The organism is Exiguobacterium chiriqhucha RW-2, assembly GCF_000416965.1.
GTDB lineage: Bacteria > Bacillota > Bacilli > Exiguobacteriales > Exiguobacteriaceae > Exiguobacterium > Exiguobacterium chiriqhucha.
Map to the genome: position 1 here is coordinate 59149 of NZ_ATCL01000008.1, position 18990 is coordinate 78138.

An 18990-nucleotide genomic window follows, 5' to 3' on the forward strand; every position below is an offset into this window, starting at 1 on the left:
ATGAAATGGAAAGAAATACCTCGCCCAATTAAAGTTCGACTCATCACATCGTTTTTCAATCGTTCCGTCTCATTCGCCATCATGCCGTTCATGGCACTGTTGTTCGTCAAAGCGTTCAACGCGTTAATCGCCGGTGTCTTCTTAATCACGCTCGTCTGCCTCGGCTATGTCATCGGATTGTTGGGCGGCTATCTCGCCGACCGCTTCTCCCGCAAACAATTGCTCGTCCTCACCTCGAGCATCACGGCGGGCATGTTCCTCACGATGACGCTTTGCCTTATGATGGACCAGATGATCGTGTTCATGGTCGCGTATACAATTTTCACGGTGACGAGCAACCTCGGACGTCCTGCCATGAGTGCCATCATCATCGATGCGACGACGCCGGAGAACCGGAAAGCCGTCTATGCCCTCGACTACTGGTTAATCAACTTATCGATTGCAATCGGAACAGCCATCGGCGGCTGGCTCTACGTCAGCAATCAGCTGTTACTGTTTTGGATTTTGACCTTGACGTCGTCGACGCTTCCAATCGCCTATGCGATCTTCCTCGAAGATACGAAGCGGACGTGGACGTCGCAGCGACTGAAACTCGTCTTCGTCGATATCTTCCAAAGCTATCAAATCGCTTGGCGCGACCGCCCGTTTGTCAAAGTCGTGTTCGGTACGATGTGTATCCTCGCCGCCGAGTTTTCGATGGGGAGCTACGTCGCTGTCCGGCTCGCCGACTCGTTCGAGCCGATGTCCATCAACGATTGGGCAATCAACGGGGTGCGGATGTTCAGCCTCATCCAAATCGAGAACACGCTCATCGTCGTCGCGTTGACGTTCATGATTCAACGTCTCGCTTCTCGCTTCTCCAACAAACAGGCGTTGCTCGGCGGGTTGTTGCTATACATGATCGGGTACGCCGTCATCACGAGTTCCAATTCGATGACGCTCTTGCTCGGGTTCATGCTTCTCGCAACGTTCGGTGAGTTGCTCTACTCACCTGTCCTGAACACGGAGCAAGCGAATATGATGCCGGAAGACCAACGTGGCGCCTACTCGGCGTTCGCCGGCACATCGTTCGCTGGTGCCGACTTCATGTCGCGCTCGACGATTCTCATCGGCTCGCTCCTCTCCCCGTTCATGATGAGCGTCTATATCGGTTTGGTCGTCTGTGTCGGCTGCTTCTTGGTGTATACAGGTATCTATGTGAAAGAAACGTTGGCCTTGAATCAAAAGGCTTCTTAAATCAAAACGGTCTCTCACATGTGAGGGACCGTTTGTATAGGTTCATTTTGAAAAAGATATCAATCTGCGGTATATTTGATAGGTTAACTATCAAATAAGGAGAGATACGATGAAGAAAGCAGTTCTCGCGCTGGTCGCTTCCCTGTTTCTCGTCGCCTGTTCAAACGAAGACGACCTGTCTACATACGAAGAGTATGGCGTGCTCGAAGAGACGATTGAAATTGCGCAGTATGAACCGAAAGTCGAGACGGACAACGACGGCAACCGCGTCATCTTATTCTATGAAGGTGAACGTGTCGCCTATAAGAGCGTCTATGTGAAAGACGAGCGTCACCTAAAAGTCATCAGTACGGACGATGAGGCCCCGCTCTATAACGGCACACTGTAACACACAGCCACCTTCGCGCGAAGAGGGCTGTTCTCAATTCTCATAATGAATTTGTTGTTGGTATTGTAGGCGATACGTGATCAATCGATCGCTGTCTAACGGTTCATGGAACAGCGACACAGCCGTGATTTGGTTGTTGCCATACGTCCGGTAATAATAGATACCGTCGTCGACGTTACAACATGAGGAATAGATGGTGTACTCGTACGTCCCGTCCCCAGCCTCGTTCAAGCCCCGCGTTTGCATTACCGTATCCAACAGTTTGAAAAATTGACCGACCGCGGACGCCTCGGTCGGTTCGCAGACCGAGTTGAAGGTAGCGAACGTTGCCCGGACGAAGCGTGATGTCGACGATAAGTCACCCGGCAAGCCTTGCCCGCCTAATCCGAGACAATAGGCATCGAGGTTCAATGTCGGCGCGAACGTATTGGCCGGCAGTTTCGTCGAGACGTGCCGATAATCATTCAGATTGAACAGCTGATACTCGAACGACGGATTGTTCGTCAAGACGCCGACTGGATTGTCGTACACACGCAACCCGTCCGCCATCGGCTCGACGACAACCGAGGTATCACTGTCGGCGATGATCCAGTGCAGCGGATGAAGCGGGAGCGCGTCACTGAAGTTGAGATTGATCAGCTGAATCGTCGCCAGTCGCTCTTTCACTTCCTCGATTGTCGCGCATTGTCCGAGGATCCACGGAATGAACTCGAATGAAGAGATGTTGTCTCTTCCGTCGACTTCCGGCTTGAATACGGCATTCCCTGGGAAGTTCAGCCCGGCCATGCTAAGCCCTTTTTCATTCGTCGCCTCGTAATAGAGCGGGTAGTCTTCCACGACGGTCGCCATTCCGATCATCGCGTAATGGTTCGCGTTCTCGCCCATCCGTCTGAAGTTGAATGGATAGTGTCGGGGCGTGATCGTCACTTGTTCGTGATAGGACACGTTCAGGTCTAAGTTTCTGCCGAAGTAGTGGGCGTGCGGAGCGTACGTGATTGCTGTACACATAACAAAACTCCTTCCGATCCAATGCAGACAATAACAGCACTCTTTGTCCTATTCACGTTTTCGTCTGACATCAACCATAAGAAAAAACGATGAGGCGTGTGCCACATCGTTCTTCATATTAATTCAGTTCGGTTTCGACCGTTGTGTCCGGCATGAAAAACCAAAGTCCCATCCCTTTTAATCCGAATACGAACGCCAACCCATAATACATGAGGGCTTCAAGCGAGTAGGTCAACGTATCCATGAAGAACGAGACGAAGAGTCCAATCATCAAGGCGACGATAACACCTCGTAACGCCAGTTCACTTGATTCGCGCCCGACGGCACGAGATGCTTCCTCACCAAGTGTCGCCGCGATGTCACGGCGCCAAGCATAAAACAGAGTCGCAGCCAGCGCCAAAGTCATATCTGGCACGTTACCACCTAAGACATCCATGATGGTGAGCCCGAGCATCATGAACATCCCGAGTTTCAATGCATCTTCATTTGTATAGGTCACTCGAGGTTTCAAGAACTTGTTCATAGGACGATGAACCCCACCGTCAACAGACCATATACGAAACCGAGCACGATCACACTGATAGCAATCGATTTATATTGCGGATACTTATGTAAGACGACCGCTCCGGCGATCACGTGAATAAACGCGACGATGAACGTCACAATCGCAAAACCCATTCGGTTGTTCCTCGCTTCCAAAAATAAATAATAGAAAATCATGGGAATTCATCCGTTTCCCGGTACAATAAAGACTGCATTCATTATATCAATTTTTGGAAAGAAGGCACATCACATCATGAATTATTCACGTACCGATTTATCGACAGAGGAAATGCTCCTCGTCAACAGCGAAGTCGAGAAAAAGAAACGCAGTCTCGTCGTCGCTTACTTGCTTTGGTTCTTCCTCGGCGCGTTAGGCGCACACCGCTTCTATTTCAAGAAAACAGGGACGGGCATCGCCATGCTCTTGATGGTCGTTTTGACGATTGGTTTCGGCGCTATCATCACAGGCATTTGGGCGCTCGTCGACGCGTTCCTCATGCCAGGCTGGCAACAACGCGAAGTCGAAGCAATCGAACGCGAGACGATTGCTTCGTTGAAAACACGCTCTGAGCGTCAAGCTGCTTTTTAACGACCAAGACGGTCACGCCAACGCGTGACCGTCTTTTCTATTAAAAACTATTCTCTTTCAAGTAGAACGCAAAGTTCCGGTGCTTCCGTTCTTTCGTCGCGTAATGAATCCATAGCCACGCGAGCGACTCGAGCTCTCGCGCCAGTTTCAAGTGACGGAGCGTATGGGCGTCGAAGCCGATTTTCGAGGCGAGGTCTTGAACGGCCCGGACCGACTCCTGCTCGTCACCGGCGATGAACATCATCGACATGTTCGGGTTCTCCAAGTTCTCGACACCGGTCTGATTGAACGCCTTGACGATACGGACGTGGGGGGCGAGTTCTTGCAGATGTTCGGCCCCCGATTTTCCTTCCGGTCGCTCGATGGCGTCAAACTCTTTGGCAATCGGATTCGTCACATCGATGACGATCTTATCGTCCAAGTCTCGGAGCGATTGAATCAAATCGACGGCCGCCGCGAACGGCGTCGTCAATAACAAAATCTGTGCGTTCGACGCCACTTCTTGGAGCGACATCGTCCCTTCCCGTTCTGACCGTGTCCCGTACAACACGTCATAGCCGACGTCCTCGAACTTGCGCCCGAGCGTCCGTCCGACTTTCCCGGCCCCTAAAATACCAATCTTCATATAGTCCGACTCCCCTTCACAGTTCTTCGTCTGTCCGTGTCACCGTGCCGCCAAGTTCAGCCGCCAGTCCATCGAGCACCGAGTGATCGAACTCTTCCCCGATTGCCATCACCCCGGTCTGTCCGGGCTCGATATTCCCGACCGTCCGCTTGAACGTCTCTTGAATGCTCTGGACGTGTTTCAAATCTTTCGTTCCTCCGATGAGTCCTCCCGTGAGCGTACCGAACAGAATCCCGAACGGTCCGCCGAGAATCCCGACGGCCATCCCGATGAGCGCGCCTTTGGTCGACTTGTTCGTCGGTGTCAGTTGAACGGCATCCTCGAACGAGAAGGCGCCATTGTCCTCACGCTTGATGATGACGAGTTGTTCGAACCCGACGAGTCCTTCGGCGTGATACTTTTTCAACTTGCTGAACGCTTGATACGAGATCGACTCCTCTGGAAACGTGAACGTGACGATATGGTACGGTTGTTTTTCCTTCTTAGCCATATGGGCTCCTCCTTTGACAGGACCAGGTGACACATCAGCTTTCTCTTACCACTTCCCCGGCTTCAGACGAAAAAAAACCTACGAAACCTATACATTTCCAGCAGGTCTATATGGTAAAATTTTCATATCACATGTGAGATAGGAGCCCTGCTTATGCAACGTCCGCTTCGCAAATCCGCCACGAACCGCTCACTCTTCGGTGTCTGCGGCGGCATCGCTGAATACTTCGACTTGTCCCCGCTCGGTGTTCGTCTGCTCTTTTTAATCGTACCGGGGAACTTTCTCATCTATATGATCCTCGCCAACTCGATGAAGGACGCTCCACGCTATCTATAAAAAACTCGGAAGCCGCGGCTTCCGAGTTTTTTTATGCGTTGACTTTGTCTTTCATCGCCGTGAGCGCCCCACTGTTGATGAAGTGCCATGGCTTGTTGTAATGCGGTTGGAAGAAGAAGTCGACATAGGCGAGCTCTTCGACCGTCATCTCGTTTTGGATCGCGAGCGACAACGTGTTGACCGCTTGCGTCATGTCCGCTTTCGAGAGGACTTGTCCGCCGACTACGCGATGCGTGCCGACTTCATAGACGAGTTTGAACTGGACCGGTTCCGCCGTCGGCATGAACTCCGGACGGTACGCATCTTCAATCACGACACTCTCGACATCAAGGTCGAACAGACCGGCCGCTTCTTCCGTGAGACCTGATGAAGCGATGTTCCAATCGTAGAGACGGAGACCTGACGTCCCTTGCGTCCCTTGATAACGGACACGCGGTGCGATCAAGTTCTCGGCGACGAGCGTTCCCATGCGGACGGCGTTCGTCGCGAGCGGGATATAGGCATGTGTGCGCGCCGGGTTGTAATAGACGGCACAGCTGTCACCAGCCGCGAAGACGTCCGGGTTGCTCGTGCGCATATACTCGTCGACGATGATGGCGCCGTTGCCGAGCATGTCGACTTGGCCTTGAAGGAGTCCCGTGTTCGGGCGGAAGCCGACACAAAGGATGACGAGGTCGGCCTCGAACTCACCTTTATCGGTCACGACGTGTGTGACGTTTCCATCTGTACCACGGAACGCTTCGACCGTCTGGCCGAGCTCGAGGTCGATGCCGCGTGACGTCATATCTGCTTCAAGTTGATCCGTGAACGATTTGTCGAGATATTTGTTCAAGATGCGGTCGGCGCTATCGATGAACGTGACGTGTTTGCCGTACACTTCGAACGCTTCGACGAGCTCGACGCCGATATAGCCGGCACCGATGACGGCGATGTTCGTCGCGTCTTTTGCCCGCTCGATGATGCGTTGGGCGTGGCCATAGTTTTTGCAGAGCTCAATCCCAGTCATCTCGATGCCAGGAAGCGTCGGGACGATCGGCCATGAACCAGTCGTGACGATCAAACGGTCGAACGTGTCATAGACGTCTTCTCCCGTGTCGAGGTTTTTCGCATGGACCGTCTTCGCTTCCGTATCGATGTTCAATACGTCGTGCTTCATGCGCATCGTCGCGCCGAGTTCTTCGAGTTCTGTCGGTGACGCGTAGAAGAGCTCTTCCGCACGTTTGACGACACCGCCGACGTGGAGGGCGATCCCACACGAGAGGAAGCTGACGTTGTCGTTCCGCTCATACACCGTGATGTCGAGATTGTCGTGCTTGGCGAGTAATCCTTTGACGGCTGCTGTTCCTGCGTGTGTACATCCGATGACTGCGATTTTCATATGGTTGTCTCTCCTTTGAGTGTTAGGCAAGTTAGTGTTTGTGATAAATATCACATTTACTTTCTGAACTTAGTGTACTATTTCACAAGAAGGTTTGACAATCCCTTTGCTCACTTTTTCACGTAATTATGTCTAAAGTTTGAACGGCTGGTGTGACAACAAAAAAACCGCTCCGCAACCGGAACGGTTCATTCATGAATGGGTCGTGCGTCTTGCTTTAAACCAGTGGTAAGTGACGACGCCGATATAGGTGAGGAGGCCGATTACATACAGACTAATGCCAATAAAAATCCAGCCCAGAGCGTCCCAACCACGGACGCAGACGAGTCCGATGATACACGATACGTATCCCGCGAGGAGCAACGTCAACGAGAAGACGAGGCTTCGCCTGAATCGCGACTTCAAAAAATTCAGCACGGCAATCAACAAAATTGTCGTCAACACGCCGATGATGATGAGTTCATCCCCGTAGTACTCCCAAGCCATCGCTTCTCCCCCTGACTGATGTTTAAGTAGTTTCATCGTATCACGTGGGTCCAGTGTTTAACTTGTTGTTAAAAACATTTATTCCCAATCATAAAAAAGCATCGTCCCGTTAAAGAACGATGCTTACTTCTCATTCATTTGTTTCATCAAATCCATCTGTTCTTTCACCATCGCCTCTTTTTCACGTCGGAGCACGCCCCGGTACGTGATGCGTGAAATCGATAAACTGATTTCATACAAGAAGAAGAGCGGCAGTGACACCATGAGGTGCGACGTCAAATCCGGCGGCGTGATGAAGGCCGCGATGACGAATAAGGCGAAGTACGCATACTTCCGAATCGATGACAGGAAGTACGGTGTCACGACACCGATGCGCGTCAAGAACATCGTCACGACCGGCAACTGGAATAACAGTCCGAATGGAATGGTCAGTTGCAGCAAGAACGTGAAGTAGTTCGACGCCCCGATGATTTGCGTCAGACCGAGGTCTTGCCCGAGGTCCGTCGAGATATCGAGGACGAGCGGGAACAACCAATAGTAGGCGAACGCAAGACCGATCAGGAACAAGATGAAGATGATCGGGATATAAGCGAGCGTCGCTTTCCGCTCGTTCGGATGCAGACCAGGTGCGACGAACGCCCACAGTTGATACAGTAGAAACGGACCGGACGCGACGAGCCCGATGACGAGCGCCAAGTTCAAGTAAATCATGAGCGGGTCCGCGACCCCAAAGGCGTTCAGCTCGAGCCCTCGTTCGACGAGGTCCGCCTGCAGATAGGCGAGCACGTATTTGACACTCGGCAAAGCAATGAGAAAGAAAGCAAAGACGACAAATGCCGACAGCATCAGTCGTCTCCGCAGCTCTGTCAAGTGATCGGACAGTGCCCGTTCTTGATCAGGTTGATGATTCATGATTACTGCTCTTTCTTCTCAAGTTCTTTCTTATCTTTCTCGTCATGTTCGTTCATCATGCCGTTTGTGGCATTTTTGAACTCACGGAGCGTTTGTCCGGCGGCGCGTCCGAATTCAGGCAATTTCTTCGGCCCGAAGATGATGAGCGCGACGATGGCGATAATGAAGATACTCGCTCCCCCAGGAATACCGACGACGAGCAACGATGATAGTAATTCCATTATTGATGGACCCCCTCAGCAGATGGATAGTGTTGCATAAAGTAAATGAGCGACTGGAGTTCGATCGACAAGTCGATATGATGGACGCGGACCGTGTCCGGCACAGTAAGCCTGGCCGGTGTGAAGTTCAAGATGCCTTTGATGCCGAAGCGGACCAAATCATCCGCGACAGGCTGCGCATAGGTAGACGGCACCGTTAAGATGGCGACGTCAATCTTGTTTTGTTTCATGATCTGTTCCATCTCATCCACGTGATGAATCGGGACACCGGACATCGTCGTGCCGACTTTTGTCTCGTCTGCGTCGAACCCGACGACGATATGTGTGTTATTGTTTTTAAGGAAGTTATAGTTGACGAAAGCTGTCCCAAGATGACCAACCCCGACTAAGGCGACGTTCGTAATCTCGTCCTGATTCAGTGTCTTACGGAAAAAGTCTAACAGATACTGTACGTTATAGCCATATCCCTTTTTACCGAGCGCACCGAAGTACGAGAAATCGCGACGAATCGTGGCCGAATCGACCTTGACCGCCTCGCTCAGTTCAGCAGAAGAGACACGCTGTTTTCCTGATGAATGTAGGCTTTGGATAAACCGATAGTATAGTGGCAACCGTTTGGCTGTCGCTTGCGGAATCTTTGGTTCGTTTTGACTCAACGGAAAGAGCCTCCTTTTTACGACGCGTTTCAAACGAATCTAATTTCATACACCTTGATTGTAAACGAATTCACATGACCACTCAATGAATATACCTGAAAAGGGGAAGAAATAAAGTATACTAAATAGAGAGAAAGGGGTTTTTTCACTTGATCCTACTGCAAGTCAATAACTTATCGAAATCATTCGGCGTCGAGCCGATTTTAGAGAACGTCAAACTCGAGATTCAAGAAGGCGAACGCGTCGCGCTCGTCGGCCGTAACGGTGCCGGCAAGTCGACACTGCTCAAAGTCATCGCCGGGGAATACAACTACGACTCGGGCGATATCATGAAGCCGAAAGACGTCACCATCGGCTACCTGGCCCAAGATTCAGGACTCGAATCCAACGAGACGATTTGGAATGAGATGCTCACTGTCTTCACCGATTTAATCGAACAAGAAAAGACGCTGCGCCGCATGGAGCAAGACATGGGTTCCGAGCGCATCTTGAACGACCCGGCCGCCTATGAACGCCTGCTGTCGTCTTACGATGAAGAACAGCATACATTCAAAGACCGCGGCGGCTATCAATACGAGGCGACGATCCGCTCTGTGCTTCATGGGATGCGTTTTTATCCGGACGACTTCGAACGCCGCATCGATACGCTCTCTGGCGGACAACGGACGCGCCTCGCCCTCGCGAAGATGCTGCTCCAGAGTCCGGACCTGCTCATCCTGGATGAGCCGACGAACCACTTGGACATCGAGACGCTCGGTTGGCTCGAGAAGTATTTGAGCGGCTATAAAGGCGCCGTCCTCATCGTCTCCCACGACCGCTACTTCCTCGACCGCGTCGTCTCGGTCGTCTATGAGCTGTCGCGTCACCGGAGCCGTCGCTTCGTCGGCAACTATACGAAGTATCTCGAGCAGAAGGCCGCCATCTACGAGCAAGAGAAGAAGCAGTTCGAGTCGCAACAAGAAGAGATCGCCAAGATGCAGGACTTCATCCAGCGCAACATCGCCCGGGCAACGACGACGAAGCGGGCCCAGAGTGTCCGAAAGCGTCTCGAGAAAGTCGACCGGATGGAAGCGCCGGACGGTGATGAGCGTAGTGCCGTCCTATCGTTCTCGATTAAACGCCAAAGCGGGAACGACGTGTTGAGCGGCAGCGACCTCGCCATCGGCTATGAGGAACCAATCGCCCAGCAGCTCCGCTTCCAACTGCAGCGCGGCGAATCGGTCGCCCTCGTCGGCCCGAACGGGGTCGGCAAATCGACGCTCTTGAAAGTGTTGACGAAACAACAGCCGGCCCTTACCGGTGACATCCGCTACGGTACCGGCGTCGAGATCGGCTACTACGACCAGGAGCAACAGAACTTGTCGGACGCCAACCGCGTCATCGACGAGATTTGGAACGACTGGCCGCTCATGCGCGAACAAGAAGTGCGGAGCCTGCTTGGACAGTTCCTGTTCAGCGGTGACGACGTCATGAAACGCGTCCATGAATTGTCGGGTGGAGAGCGGGCCCGCTTGACGCTCGCGAAACTGAAGCTCGAGCAACCAAACTTGCTCATCTTGGATGAGCCGACGAACCACTTGGACCTCGACTCGAAGATGATTCTCGAGAACGCCCTCGTCGACTATCCGGGCACAATCCTATTCGTCTCGCACGACCGCTACTTCATCGACCGGCTCGCGACGCGCGTCTTAGAGATCACGCCGAACGGCATCGATGAATACCTCGGCGATTACTCATATTATGTCGAGAAGAAAGAAGAACTCGAAGAACTGGCCCGACTCGCCCGCGAAGAGACGAAACAAGTCATCGTCAAGAAACAGCGCGCCGACAAGGAACAGCAACGTGAGGAACGCCGGATGAAACAACGGATCGAGGAAATCGAGCTCACCATCGAACAACACGAGGCCCGTCTCGAGGAAATCGAGCAGCTCTTGTGTGAACCGGACGTCTTCAACGACTTCGCTCGGGCACAGGAACTGTCGACCGAGTCCGACGCGACGAAAGAATCGATCACGGCACTGTATGCAGAATGGGAGGATCTCCATTCATGATGCGATTCCGTGCGATGCGAATCGAATGGATGCACGCCTTCCTGACCGGTCTCGCCTACATCGTGCCGACGGGGACGGAATTCGTATCCGAACTGATTCGTGGGGAACCGACGGTCGTTCCGTCGTTCCTGTTTTATTTCTTGCCGGTCGTCATCGGCTTCATCATCCAGACATGGAGCGGGATTGTGATCAGTTTGTTGAGCGGCCTGCTTATGAGCAGCCTGTTTATCCGCCTCGTCGTCTGGCCAGTCGATGTGACCGTGCACAGTTTTTACGCCCCGGGCTCGGTGTGGGGACACTTCTATCAGTCGACGCTCCTCATGTGGGTGCTCGCACTGATTGTCTACGTCGTGAGCCGGGTGAACATGTGGTACAAACAGAACAAACATCATCTGGACGTATAAAAAAGGGAAGCCGTCTCCAACGTGGAGACCGGCTTCCCTTTTAACAGTTAGAAATAACGTAGCGGCTGGAATCCGCGTGTATGGAAGTCGAGCTTGAGGCCGTCTTCCGTGATAAAGAACACGTACTCGTTCGTATCGACATCACGGACGAACACTTTATAAAACGTGAGTGTCTCCTCACGGTTCGTCACATACTTCGCCTCATGCGTCGAGATCACTTGCGCGAACAATTGCTCTTCGTCAAACTCGTTGACGATATCCTCGAACTTCGCCGCTTCTTCTTCGGTCGCTTCTCGTCCCGGCGCAATCTCGTAATATGCGTCGCTCGCTTTCGGCTGAACGCCGAGGTTGCGGTCGACGACGATGACGCTCTCGATATTTTGATCGTCCAGGCTCTTATAGCCGTACAACGTCTCGACAAGCGTGTTCTCACCCGTGACCCGGCCGATGCCTTCGAGCGATTCCGCTCCTGTGAGTGAACGGACGCGTGTCGCTTCCGGCACGATTTCTTCTTGATAGGCGATATTATAGGCGCGGATAATCTCCCGTACTTGCAAAAACGTCGCGACGACGAGCAGTACGACCAGACCTCCAATAATGATGCGTTTCGTCATGTCTCTATTTCCCCCTAGACTGTCATGCTCTCTTCTAAGGATAACCCAGGAACCGCATTCATCGCCAGTGTATCGCGCTTTCCGCGCACATACGCGTGATGTGCCGCCACCCCGATCATACCGGCATTATCTCCGCATAGATCAAGTGGTGGGATGACGAGGCTGATGCCTTCGCGGTCCGTCGCTTCTTGAAGTGCAGTACGGAGTCCACGGTTGGCTGCGACGCCACCTGCGACGAGCAATTGCTTCGCTCCTTTTTCTTTCACGGCACGAATCGCTTTCTCGACGAGCACTTCGACGACACTCGCTTGGAAACTGGCCGCCAAGTTTTCAGGGATGACCGTCTCCCCGCGCTGTTCGGCGTTGTGGACGGCGTTGATGACCGACGACTTGAGCCCGCTGAAGCTGAAATCGAAACTTCCCGCTTCAAGCCGAACCCGCGGGAACTTGTACGTGTCTTCCCCATCGGCCGCGAGACGGTCGATAGCAGGTCCACCTGGGTAAGGAAGACTGAGCGTCCGTGCGACTTTGTCATATGCTTCTCCGGCCGCATCGTCACGTGTCTCCCCAATGACTTCGAACACACCGTGCTCGGGCATATAGACGAGCTCCGTGTGACCGCCCGATACGACGAGACAGACGAGCGGGAACTCCATCTCCTCGACGAGTTCGTTCGCATAGATGTGTCCGGCGATGTGATGCACGCCGATGAGCGGTTTGCTATGGGCGAAAGCGAGCGCTTTGGCCGCACTGATTCCGACGAGGAGTGCACCGACAAGACCCGGCCCTTGCGTGACCGCGACGGCGTCGACGTCTTGCATCGTCACACCCGCTTCACTGAGGGCGTCATCGATGACGTAGGTGATCCGTTCGACGTGGTGACGCGAGGCGACCTCGGGCACAACCCCGCCAAACCGTTTATGACTTTCAATCTGCGACGAGACGACGTTCGATAAAAGCGTCTTACCGTCACGCACGAGCGCGACCGACGTCTCATCACAACTCGACTCAATCGCGAGGATGAGCGATGTGTCCATCTGTTTCACTTCCTAACTTCGCCCAGTAAATATAGGCATCTTCATTATTGTCTTGATAATATCGTTTCCGGCGTCCGGCATTTTCGAAACCGAACTGTTCGTACAGCTTTTGGGCGCCGATGTTCGAGACGCGCACTTCGAGCGTGAGCGCCGCGAGTGACTTCGAGCGGGCGAATTCAACGAGTTGCGTCAACAGCAGATTGCCGATGCCTTGCCCGCGATATTCTGGTAAGACGGCAATGTTCGTGATGTGCCCCTCGTCTACAATTTGCCAAACCCCGACGAAGCCGACCACGCGTCGTTCATGCACAGCGACAAAATAGATCGCTTGGTCATTGCGGAGCATCTCGTTCATGAACGCTTCTTTCGTCCACGGAATAGCGAACGAGGCTTCCTCGACCTTGGTCACTTCTTCGACGTCGAGCCATGTCATGCGCCGGATTTTAATATCAGCCATTGTTTTGTCCCTCGAGCCATTTTGCTTCCGCTTCAGCGAGACGCAGATACTCAGGCTCAAACGCGTGGACATCGTCCGTGACGTCACCTAACGCGACGAGATCGCTTGCCCGGCCATAGCTATGCGCGGCCGGTGCTTCGGTATAGTCGTAAGACGCGAGTACGTCACGGAACGGTTCGACATCACCGACAACGACAAACGGTCCTGTGATGTTGGCTTCAAGCCAAGCTGCGACCGAGGCGTGACGGTCGGGTGTCACGGCCTCGTTCTGTTGATAGTGACCGATATACGCATTGCCACGACGGGCATCGATGAGCGCGACGACCGGGAGCTCCGTATTCGGGGCCGCCGCCATGAGATGGAGCGCCGAGACCCCGACGAGCGGGAGTTGAAGCGTGTAGGCGAGCGTCTTCGCGGTCGTGACACCGATGCGGATACCCGTATAAGATCCCGGACCTGTCGTCACGACGATACGTTCGAGCTCGGTCGGTGTCCATTTGACCGCATTCATCAGTTGTTCAATCATCGGCATGAGCGTGACGGCATGGTTTTTCGAGACCATGACCGTCGCCTCGGCTTGAATCTGTCCATGTTCACTGAGGGCGACAGATAGACGTGTCGTCGCCGTATCAATCATCAGTTGCTTCATGCGAGCACCTCCTTCACCAGCGCATCATAGACGTCGCCGACGGGCGCGAACGTCAGTTGACGTTCCTCGTCCCCGACTCGCTCGATTGTGATGGCGAGCCGTTCCTTCGGAAGCGATGACTCGATCAAGTTCGACCATTCGACGATGGCGACACCATCGCCGTTGATGTATTCTTCGAGGCCGATATCGTCCCCCGTATCTTCGAGACGATAGACGTCCATATGGTAGAGCGGCAAGCGCCCTTGGTATTGTTTCATGATGGTAAACGTCGGGCTGTTGACGTTGCGCGTGACACCGAGGCCTTTACCAAAGCCCTGGGTGAACGTCGTCTTACCGGCACCGAGGTCGCCGTTCAACGTTATGACCGTCCCGGCTTTGACAAGTGTGGCCAATTTCTCTGCCACTGCCTGCGTCTCAGCCGCAGAATGGGTAATCAATGTATACATGATGTTTCTCCTTTAGTCGGTTCTAGCGATACGTACTCATTGTACACTCAATTTTACGCAAAAAAAAACACGAAACGTCATCGTTTCGCTATCTCATTTAAAAAATTGGTTGCGGGGGCTGGATTTGAACCAACGACCTTCGGGTTATGAGCCCGACGAGCTACCAGACTGCTCCACCCCGCGACGACATATGAAATTAAATAAAAATTGGTTGCGGGGGCCGGATTTGAACCGACGACCTTCGGGTTATGAGCCCGACGAGCTACCAGACTGCTCCACCCCGCGATGGTTTGAATTGTTTCGACATCCTCTATAATAAGTGAAGTAGTTATATAATGCAACCTTTTTCTTCATGTTTTTTCAGAATTGGAATCGGGAACATTTAAAAGAGTGCAATCTATAAGAGAAAAGGAGCGCGACCGTCATGTCGAAATGGGGTAATCGCTTTAAAAAATGGTTCTTTTCCGAACTGGACGCATCCGTCTATTTTCACACTGTCCCGTTCATTCCGAACGAGACCGTTCATGGAACGCTGCGGGTGTTGAACACCACTTCGCATGTCGTGCGCCTGCAAGAGTTGACGCTTAATTTTTTGACGACGTTCAAAGATATCACGCTCGAAGGCAACGAGTTTAATCGGGAGGCCGACTTGCAAGAAGTCCCAATCGTCCTATCCGCCGAGCTTGAACCGGGTGCTGAAGAGCACATCCCGTTCACGTTCGATTTGACGATGTATGCCCCATCAACAGCCGGAGCACCATACAGCGTCGAAGCGACCGTCTGGGACACCGACGGCAAACGGGTCTGGTTCGATGTCATCGAAAAAGTCGAAGTCGAACCACTCCCTGCCTTGAAACGCTTGTTACAGGCGACCGAACATGCCGGGCTCGAGCTCATGTTCGTCCGTAACGTTATCGACCCGATCGGAGAAGAACGACCGTATCCATTCGTCGAGAAGTATGGATTCAAACCGGTCGGTGACTGGGCCGACGAGTTCGAAGTCGTCAAATCGTTCTGGCGGGTCGACGAGGACGGGGTCGACGTCTATTACTGGCTCGACAATATCGAGAAGCAACGTACACTCGAGTCAATCGCCAATGACGTCACGATGCGCCATCGCTCGCTCACGTGGGACCAACTCGAACGAGAACAGGATCGACTTGGACTCGGTATCCAAGAGACGTTACGTAGCCACCGTTCTTCATGAGCGATGGTTTTCAATTGTCCAAACATCGTTACTCGTCGAGACGATCGTTTGGAACTTTTCGCGCTGCGGATGCATGAACAGCTCGTATTGGAGTCGACGCTCTTCGTGCGAAGCCTGTAAATATGCGAGATCCATTCCCCGTTGCTGGATATCTCGAACGGAACGTCGCGCAAACTCAGTATCACTGTCGGTATATAGATAAGCCGAAACATCCCACGAATCAGCGGCGAGGAACGCGACGCTCATGCCTTCGATGATGGTGATCCGTTTTGTCGGGTCAATCCACGTTCGTTCAAGGTATGGGACGTCAATCGTGAAAAAACCGATCCCTTCACGCACCATACGAACGTCACGCTCTAGTGAAGGTAGATGGTGCGCGGACGGATGACAAGCCGTCATCTTATAATGATGCTCCTGCCCGTCGACCGTGTAATCGAGCATAGCGCTCTTCCGTAACAACGAGTCCGTGATATATGGATCGGTATTGATGTAGTTTACGTCTCCGAGGCGCTCGCGTAGGGCATCTGCAAATATCGTCTTCCCGGCACCCCCGTGTCCCGAGATGGCGATAATCGTGCGCTGCTCTCGTTCGGCCTGGGCAACCATCATATCAATCAATTCATTCATAATGCTCACCCTTTTGGTACACTTCATATAGAAAGGAAGTGTACCAATCCGATGTCAACTTGTCCATTTTGTCATCCTCAACTTGACCCGTCTCAGACGATCGTCGCCGAGAATGAGACATGCTACTTCTTGATGCACGACCGTGAGCAGGACGTGCTCGTCGGCTCTGGCGTCATCGTCCCAAAACGACATCGAGCGACGACGTTCGATCTCACGCCTTCGGAATGGCGCGATACATACGAGTTACTCCACGAAGCAAAGTCCTTCCTCGAGAAGATGTATAGTCCTGATGGGTATACCCTTGGCTGGAACGTCGGAACGGCTTCAAACCAGACCGTCCCACACGCCCACCTGCACGTTATCCCTCGATACGCCGACGGACCGCACGCGGGTAAAGGTTTACGCCATTGGTTGAAACGACCAGAATAACCAAACAGCTCATCGTGTGAGGATGAGCTGTTTTCGTTTCGTTTCTATTTCTTCGAGTTGTTGTTCTAGACGTTCTACTTCTCTCGTCATTTTCTCAATCAGTTGAGCGATTTCACGATCGAGTCCTTTTACCTTGTCGAGCGAATCATTGATTCGTCCATGCATCGTCCACTCGGAAAAGATGTCATCGAGGAAGTAGTCAGCGAATTGAATGAGCGAACCGCGTTCGATTTGTAAGCCACTGACGACTCCTTTCACGTCAGCCAACTCCCGCGAGAAGCGCTCGAGCGCAGCTTGAAGTTCATGCATCTTCCGTTCCGAAGCATCGATGGCATCATGTTTCATCGCTGTCGCAATCAAGCCGCCTCCAAAGAACGTATCATACGTCGACCAACCTTTCGCACTGTCGAGATGTTTAAGTGTTCTCGAGATGGCCGTCCGTGCTGAATTTCCAGCGACGATGGCTTCTTTATATTCAACAAGCACCTCATTCATTTTTACCTGTTGATCCGTGAGTCGATATAATTCTTCCCTAACAGTAAAATCTTGCTTCAAATGAGTTTCCTTCCCTTTTAGGAAGGTCTCCCATTTCGCGTCGATTCCACGATACGTCTCAAATGTTTCATATAAGTCACGACGCTCAAGCGCTAACTCATCCACCATCGCCTCATGTTCCCGTAACTTCAATTCGGCCCGGGCCGCCTCTTCTAATTCAATCGTTTTTTGTTCGTTGAATGTTCCCCTTAGCTTACGCCATGCGTTGACGAGCGAGAATGAATCTAAGTCATAGACATCGCGCTGTTCCTTCGTAAACGAATTGAGAAGTTGCTTTCGCACAGCTTCATGTTCGGCAATTTGCTTGTCGAGTGTTTTTAATTTACGGGCGAGTCGGTCCCGTTCTGCCATCTGTTGTTGTAAGTCGTGTTGGGTTTGGTAGAGATCACTCATAACGTTTTATTCCTCCAGTTTCTTTTCGATAATATTCTAACAGGTCTTTGACGTGTACCCCGTCAATCGTTAAGCCGTCAATCGATGAGTCCTTGATTTGGACACCATCGAGCCGACAGTTTTCAAAAAATGTATTCGTCAGGTTTGTATGGAAGAACGTCGTCGGCCTCCCTGATTCGTACATGGTGACGAAACGATACTGAGAACCAGATAGATTCAAATCATCAAACTCCGTCTCTCTGAAGTTGATATTCCGAAATTGGCTCTTCGTGAAATTACAGTTGTGCGCCTGAAGCTCTGAGACGTTACTATTCGTGATGGAGACACGACTCGCATCCATCCCATACGCTTGAGCACCTGTAATGGAAAGCTCTTCATAGCGCAATATCATGTGATCTGTCCGTTGCTTCACTCGTTTGACGAAACAAACTTCCTGATCTGATTCGAAGACGGATTGGTAACCAGCTGCTCGATAAAATGCCACGTTGTTAGGTTGGGCTGTGGATGTCTCCAACTCCCAAATTCGAACAGTCGGATGAAGCTCCTCGATTGATTGTAGTGCCCGTTTCCCAATCCCTTTACCTTGTCTATATGGATGGATAAAGATGCGGTCTATCCGGCCATAATCTTGCCCTGTCAACGTCACGACGGCTCCCCCGACGACTTGTCCTTCAAGCTCGATGACGTAGCATGTCAATTGTTCAATCAAGTACAGGCTCATCGCCTCGTCATCATAACCGGGTGGTTCAATATTTAAGTCTCGATATGGTAGTCGGAGACGGTCTGCCTCTTGTTTAAAACTTGCCCGTGAAACCTCAGTGAATATCGTCTGGTCCGAGGTTGTAGCTTCACGAATGTGCATGATGATTCCCCCTCTTCACGTGTTTATACGCAAAGAAAGAATTAAAGGTTTCGAGAACGACAAAAAAGGACGATCGAGCATTTGCTCAATCGTCCTTTGCGTTGGCCTAGCAACGTCCTATCCTCACAGGGGGAGACCCCCAACTACTTTCGGCGCTGAAGTACTTAACTTCCGTGTTCGGCATGGGAACGGGTGTGACCACTTCGCTATCGCCACTAGACAATTATTATATTAACATACCGATTAGGATAAAGCAATACTATTAGGTAATTTTGTTTAAAATAATCACATAAAGAAAGACGACCGAGCGGATGCTCGATCGTCTTTCGCGTTGGCCTGGCAACGTCCTATCCTCACAGGGGGAGACCCCCAACTACTTTCGGCGCTGAAG

Annotated in this window: 26 protein-coding genes, 2 tRNA genes and 1 rRNA gene; 8 read left to right on the top strand and 21 right to left on the bottom strand. The window is 52.2% G+C overall.

Annotated elements, in window-relative coordinates:
• Together M467_RS17155 and M467_RS17160 are read left to right on the top strand one after the other, a co-directional pair.
• Positions 1-1236 (top strand): MDR family MFS transporter, encoded by a 1236-nt coding sequence (locus tag M467_RS17155; protein ID WP_021065370.1) that lies wholly within the window; start codon positions 1-3, stop codon positions 1234-1236.
• A gap of 109 nt (positions 1237-1345) precedes the next feature.
• Positions 1346-1624 carry a hypothetical protein gene (locus M467_RS17160; RefSeq protein WP_021065371.1) on the top strand — a complete coding sequence of 93 codons (279 nt, stop codon included), beginning with the start codon at positions 1346-1348 and terminating at the stop codon, positions 1622-1624.
• Positions 1625-1657: 33 nt separating this feature from the next.
• On the opposite strand, the gene bsh is transcribed toward M467_RS17160, so the two are convergent.
• From bsh to M467_RS31770, 3 genes are all read right to left on the bottom strand, one after another.
• Positions 1658-2632, bottom strand: a complete 975-nt coding sequence (gene bsh, locus M467_RS17165; RefSeq protein ID WP_021065372.1) for a choloylglycine hydrolase — start codon at positions 2630-2632, stop codon at positions 1658-1660.
• Between the two features lie 118 nt (positions 2633-2750).
• Positions 2751-3155 carry a hypothetical protein gene (locus M467_RS17170; RefSeq protein ID WP_021065373.1) on the bottom strand — a complete coding sequence of 135 codons (405 nt, stop codon included), beginning with the start codon at positions 3153-3155 and terminating at the stop codon, positions 2751-2753.
• Positions 3152-3310: a hypothetical protein gene (locus tag M467_RS31770; protein ID WP_021065374.1), complete on the bottom strand. Its 159-nt coding sequence runs from the start codon at positions 3308-3310 to the stop codon at positions 3152-3154. The genes M467_RS17170 and M467_RS31770 overlap by 4 nt, the downstream gene beginning before the upstream one ends.
• 118 nt (positions 3311-3428) lie before the next feature.
• Between M467_RS31770 and M467_RS17180 the strand changes: the two genes are divergently transcribed.
• On the top strand, positions 3429-3764 hold the full coding sequence (locus M467_RS17180) for a TM2 domain-containing protein (protein WP_021065375.1): 336 nt from the start codon (positions 3429-3431) through the stop codon (positions 3762-3764).
• Positions 3765-3804: 40 nt separating this feature from the next.
• On the opposite strand, the gene M467_RS17185 is transcribed toward M467_RS17180, so the two are convergent.
• Together M467_RS17185 and M467_RS17190 are read right to left on the bottom strand one after the other, a co-directional pair.
• Entirely contained in the window at positions 3805-4389 is a 585-nt protein-coding gene (locus M467_RS17185) for an NADPH-dependent F420 reductase (protein ID WP_021065376.1), read from the bottom strand.
• A 16-nt stretch (positions 4390-4405) separates the two neighbouring features.
• A complete protein-coding gene (locus M467_RS17190) occupies positions 4406-4879 on the bottom strand; it encodes a hypothetical protein (RefSeq protein WP_021065377.1) in 474 nt (157 codons plus the stop codon).
• 153 nt (positions 4880-5032) lie between these two features.
• Here M467_RS17190 and M467_RS17195 point away from each other — a divergent pair, with 153 nt between their 5' ends.
• A complete protein-coding gene (locus M467_RS17195; RefSeq protein WP_021065378.1) occupies positions 5033-5215 on the top strand; it encodes a PspC domain-containing protein in 183 nt (60 codons plus the stop codon).
• 31 nt (positions 5216-5246) lie between these two features.
• On the opposite strand, the gene M467_RS17200 is transcribed toward M467_RS17195, so the two are convergent.
• The 5 genes from M467_RS17200 to M467_RS17220 all read right to left on the bottom strand — a co-directional run bounded on the left by M467_RS17200 (position 5247) and on the right by M467_RS17220 (position 8868).
• Positions 5247-6593: an FAD-dependent oxidoreductase gene (locus M467_RS17200; protein WP_021065379.1), complete on the bottom strand. Its 1347-nt coding sequence runs from the start codon at positions 6591-6593 to the stop codon at positions 5247-5249.
• 192 nt (positions 6594-6785) lie between these two features.
• Positions 6786-7079, bottom strand: a complete 294-nt coding sequence (locus M467_RS17205) for a hypothetical protein (protein WP_021065380.1) — start codon at positions 7077-7079, stop codon at positions 6786-6788.
• Positions 7080-7202: 123 nt separating this feature from the next.
• Entirely contained in the window at positions 7203-7991 is a 789-nt protein-coding gene (gene tatC, locus M467_RS17210) for a twin-arginine translocase subunit TatC (RefSeq protein WP_021065381.1), read from the bottom strand.
• A gap of 2 nt (positions 7992-7993) precedes the next feature.
• Entirely contained in the window at positions 7994-8212 is a 219-nt protein-coding gene (locus tag M467_RS17215) for a twin-arginine translocase TatA/TatE family subunit (protein WP_021065382.1), read from the bottom strand.
• Complete coding sequence (locus M467_RS17220; RefSeq protein WP_021065383.1) at positions 8212-8868, bottom strand: redox-sensing transcriptional repressor Rex; 657 nt, start codon at positions 8866-8868, stop codon at positions 8212-8214. Before M467_RS17220 ends, M467_RS17215 begins: the two co-directional genes overlap by 1 nt.
• Positions 8869-9017: 149 nt before the next feature.
• On the opposite strand from M467_RS17220, the gene M467_RS17225 reads away from it, so the two are divergent.
• Positions 9018-10919, top strand: coding sequence for an ABC-F family ATP-binding cassette domain-containing protein (locus M467_RS17225; RefSeq protein ID WP_021065384.1), 1902 nt, complete (start codon positions 9018-9020; stop codon positions 10917-10919).
• Positions 10916-11323 (top strand): hypothetical protein, encoded by a 408-nt coding sequence (locus M467_RS17230; protein WP_021065385.1) that lies wholly within the window; start codon positions 10916-10918, stop codon positions 11321-11323. The genes M467_RS17225 and M467_RS17230 overlap by 4 nt, the downstream gene beginning before the upstream one ends.
• A gap of 47 nt (positions 11324-11370) precedes the next feature.
• Here the strand turns inward: M467_RS17230 and M467_RS17235 are convergent, their stop codons facing one another.
• The 7 genes from M467_RS17235 to M467_RS17265 all read right to left on the bottom strand — a co-directional run bounded on the left by M467_RS17235 (position 11371) and on the right by M467_RS17265 (position 14811).
• Positions 11371-11937 carry a hypothetical protein gene (locus tag M467_RS17235; protein WP_021065386.1) on the bottom strand — a complete coding sequence of 189 codons (567 nt, stop codon included), beginning with the start codon at positions 11935-11937 and terminating at the stop codon, positions 11371-11373.
• 14 nt (positions 11938-11951) lie between these two features.
• The gene (gene tsaD, locus M467_RS17240) at positions 11952-12974 is read right to left on the bottom strand and encodes a tRNA (adenosine(37)-N6)-threonylcarbamoyltransferase complex transferase subunit TsaD (protein WP_021065387.1); all 1023 of its coding nucleotides are present in this window, start codon (positions 12972-12974) and stop codon (positions 11952-11954) included.
• Positions 12946-13431: a ribosomal protein S18-alanine N-acetyltransferase gene (rimI, locus tag M467_RS17245; RefSeq protein ID WP_021065388.1), complete on the bottom strand. Its 486-nt coding sequence runs from the start codon at positions 13429-13431 to the stop codon at positions 12946-12948. The genes tsaD and rimI overlap by 29 nt, the downstream gene beginning before the upstream one ends.
• Entirely contained in the window at positions 13424-14080 is a 657-nt protein-coding gene (gene tsaB / locus M467_RS17250) for a tRNA (adenosine(37)-N6)-threonylcarbamoyltransferase complex dimerization subunit type 1 TsaB (protein WP_021065389.1), read from the bottom strand. The genes rimI and tsaB overlap by 8 nt, the downstream gene beginning before the upstream one ends.
• Positions 14077-14526, bottom strand: a complete 450-nt coding sequence (gene tsaE, locus M467_RS17255; protein WP_021065390.1) for a tRNA (adenosine(37)-N6)-threonylcarbamoyltransferase complex ATPase subunit type 1 TsaE — start codon at positions 14524-14526, stop codon at positions 14077-14079. Before tsaE ends, tsaB begins: the two co-directional genes overlap by 4 nt.
• Positions 14527-14632: 106 nt before the next feature.
• Positions 14633-14709, bottom strand: a tRNA-Met gene (locus M467_RS17260).
• 25 nt (positions 14710-14734) lie between these two features.
• A tRNA-Met gene (locus M467_RS17265) sits at positions 14735-14811 on the bottom strand.
• Between the two features lie 139 nt (positions 14812-14950).
• Between M467_RS17265 and M467_RS17270 the strand changes: the two genes are divergently transcribed.
• A complete protein-coding gene (locus M467_RS17270) occupies positions 14951-15733 on the top strand; it encodes a sporulation protein (protein WP_021065391.1) in 783 nt (260 codons plus the stop codon).
• On the opposite strand, the gene M467_RS17275 is transcribed toward M467_RS17270, so the two are convergent.
• A complete protein-coding gene (locus M467_RS17275; RefSeq protein WP_021065392.1) occupies positions 15728-16360 on the bottom strand; it encodes a uridine kinase family protein in 633 nt (210 codons plus the stop codon). The two genes, M467_RS17270 and M467_RS17275, sit on opposite strands and share 6 nt — an antisense overlap.
• A gap of 51 nt (positions 16361-16411) precedes the next feature.
• Here M467_RS17275 and M467_RS17280 point away from each other — a divergent pair, with 51 nt between their 5' ends.
• Positions 16412-16789, top strand: coding sequence for an HIT family protein (locus M467_RS17280; protein WP_021065393.1), 378 nt, complete (start codon positions 16412-16414; stop codon positions 16787-16789).
• A gap of 9 nt (positions 16790-16798) precedes the next feature.
• Here the strand turns inward: M467_RS17280 and M467_RS17285 are convergent, their stop codons facing one another.
• The 3 genes from M467_RS17285 to rrf form a co-directional block, all read right to left on the bottom strand.
• Positions 16799-17737, bottom strand: coding sequence for a coiled-coil domain-containing protein (locus M467_RS17285; protein WP_021065394.1), 939 nt, complete (start codon positions 17735-17737; stop codon positions 16799-16801).
• Positions 17730-18599 (bottom strand): GNAT family N-acetyltransferase, encoded by an 870-nt coding sequence (locus tag M467_RS17290; RefSeq protein WP_021065395.1) that lies wholly within the window; start codon positions 18597-18599, stop codon positions 17730-17732. The genes M467_RS17285 and M467_RS17290 overlap by 8 nt, the downstream gene beginning before the upstream one ends.
• Positions 18600-18703: 104 nt before the next feature.
• Positions 18704-18819, bottom strand: a 5S ribosomal RNA gene (gene rrf / locus M467_RS17295).
• Between the last annotated feature and the right edge of the window lie 171 nt (positions 18820-18990).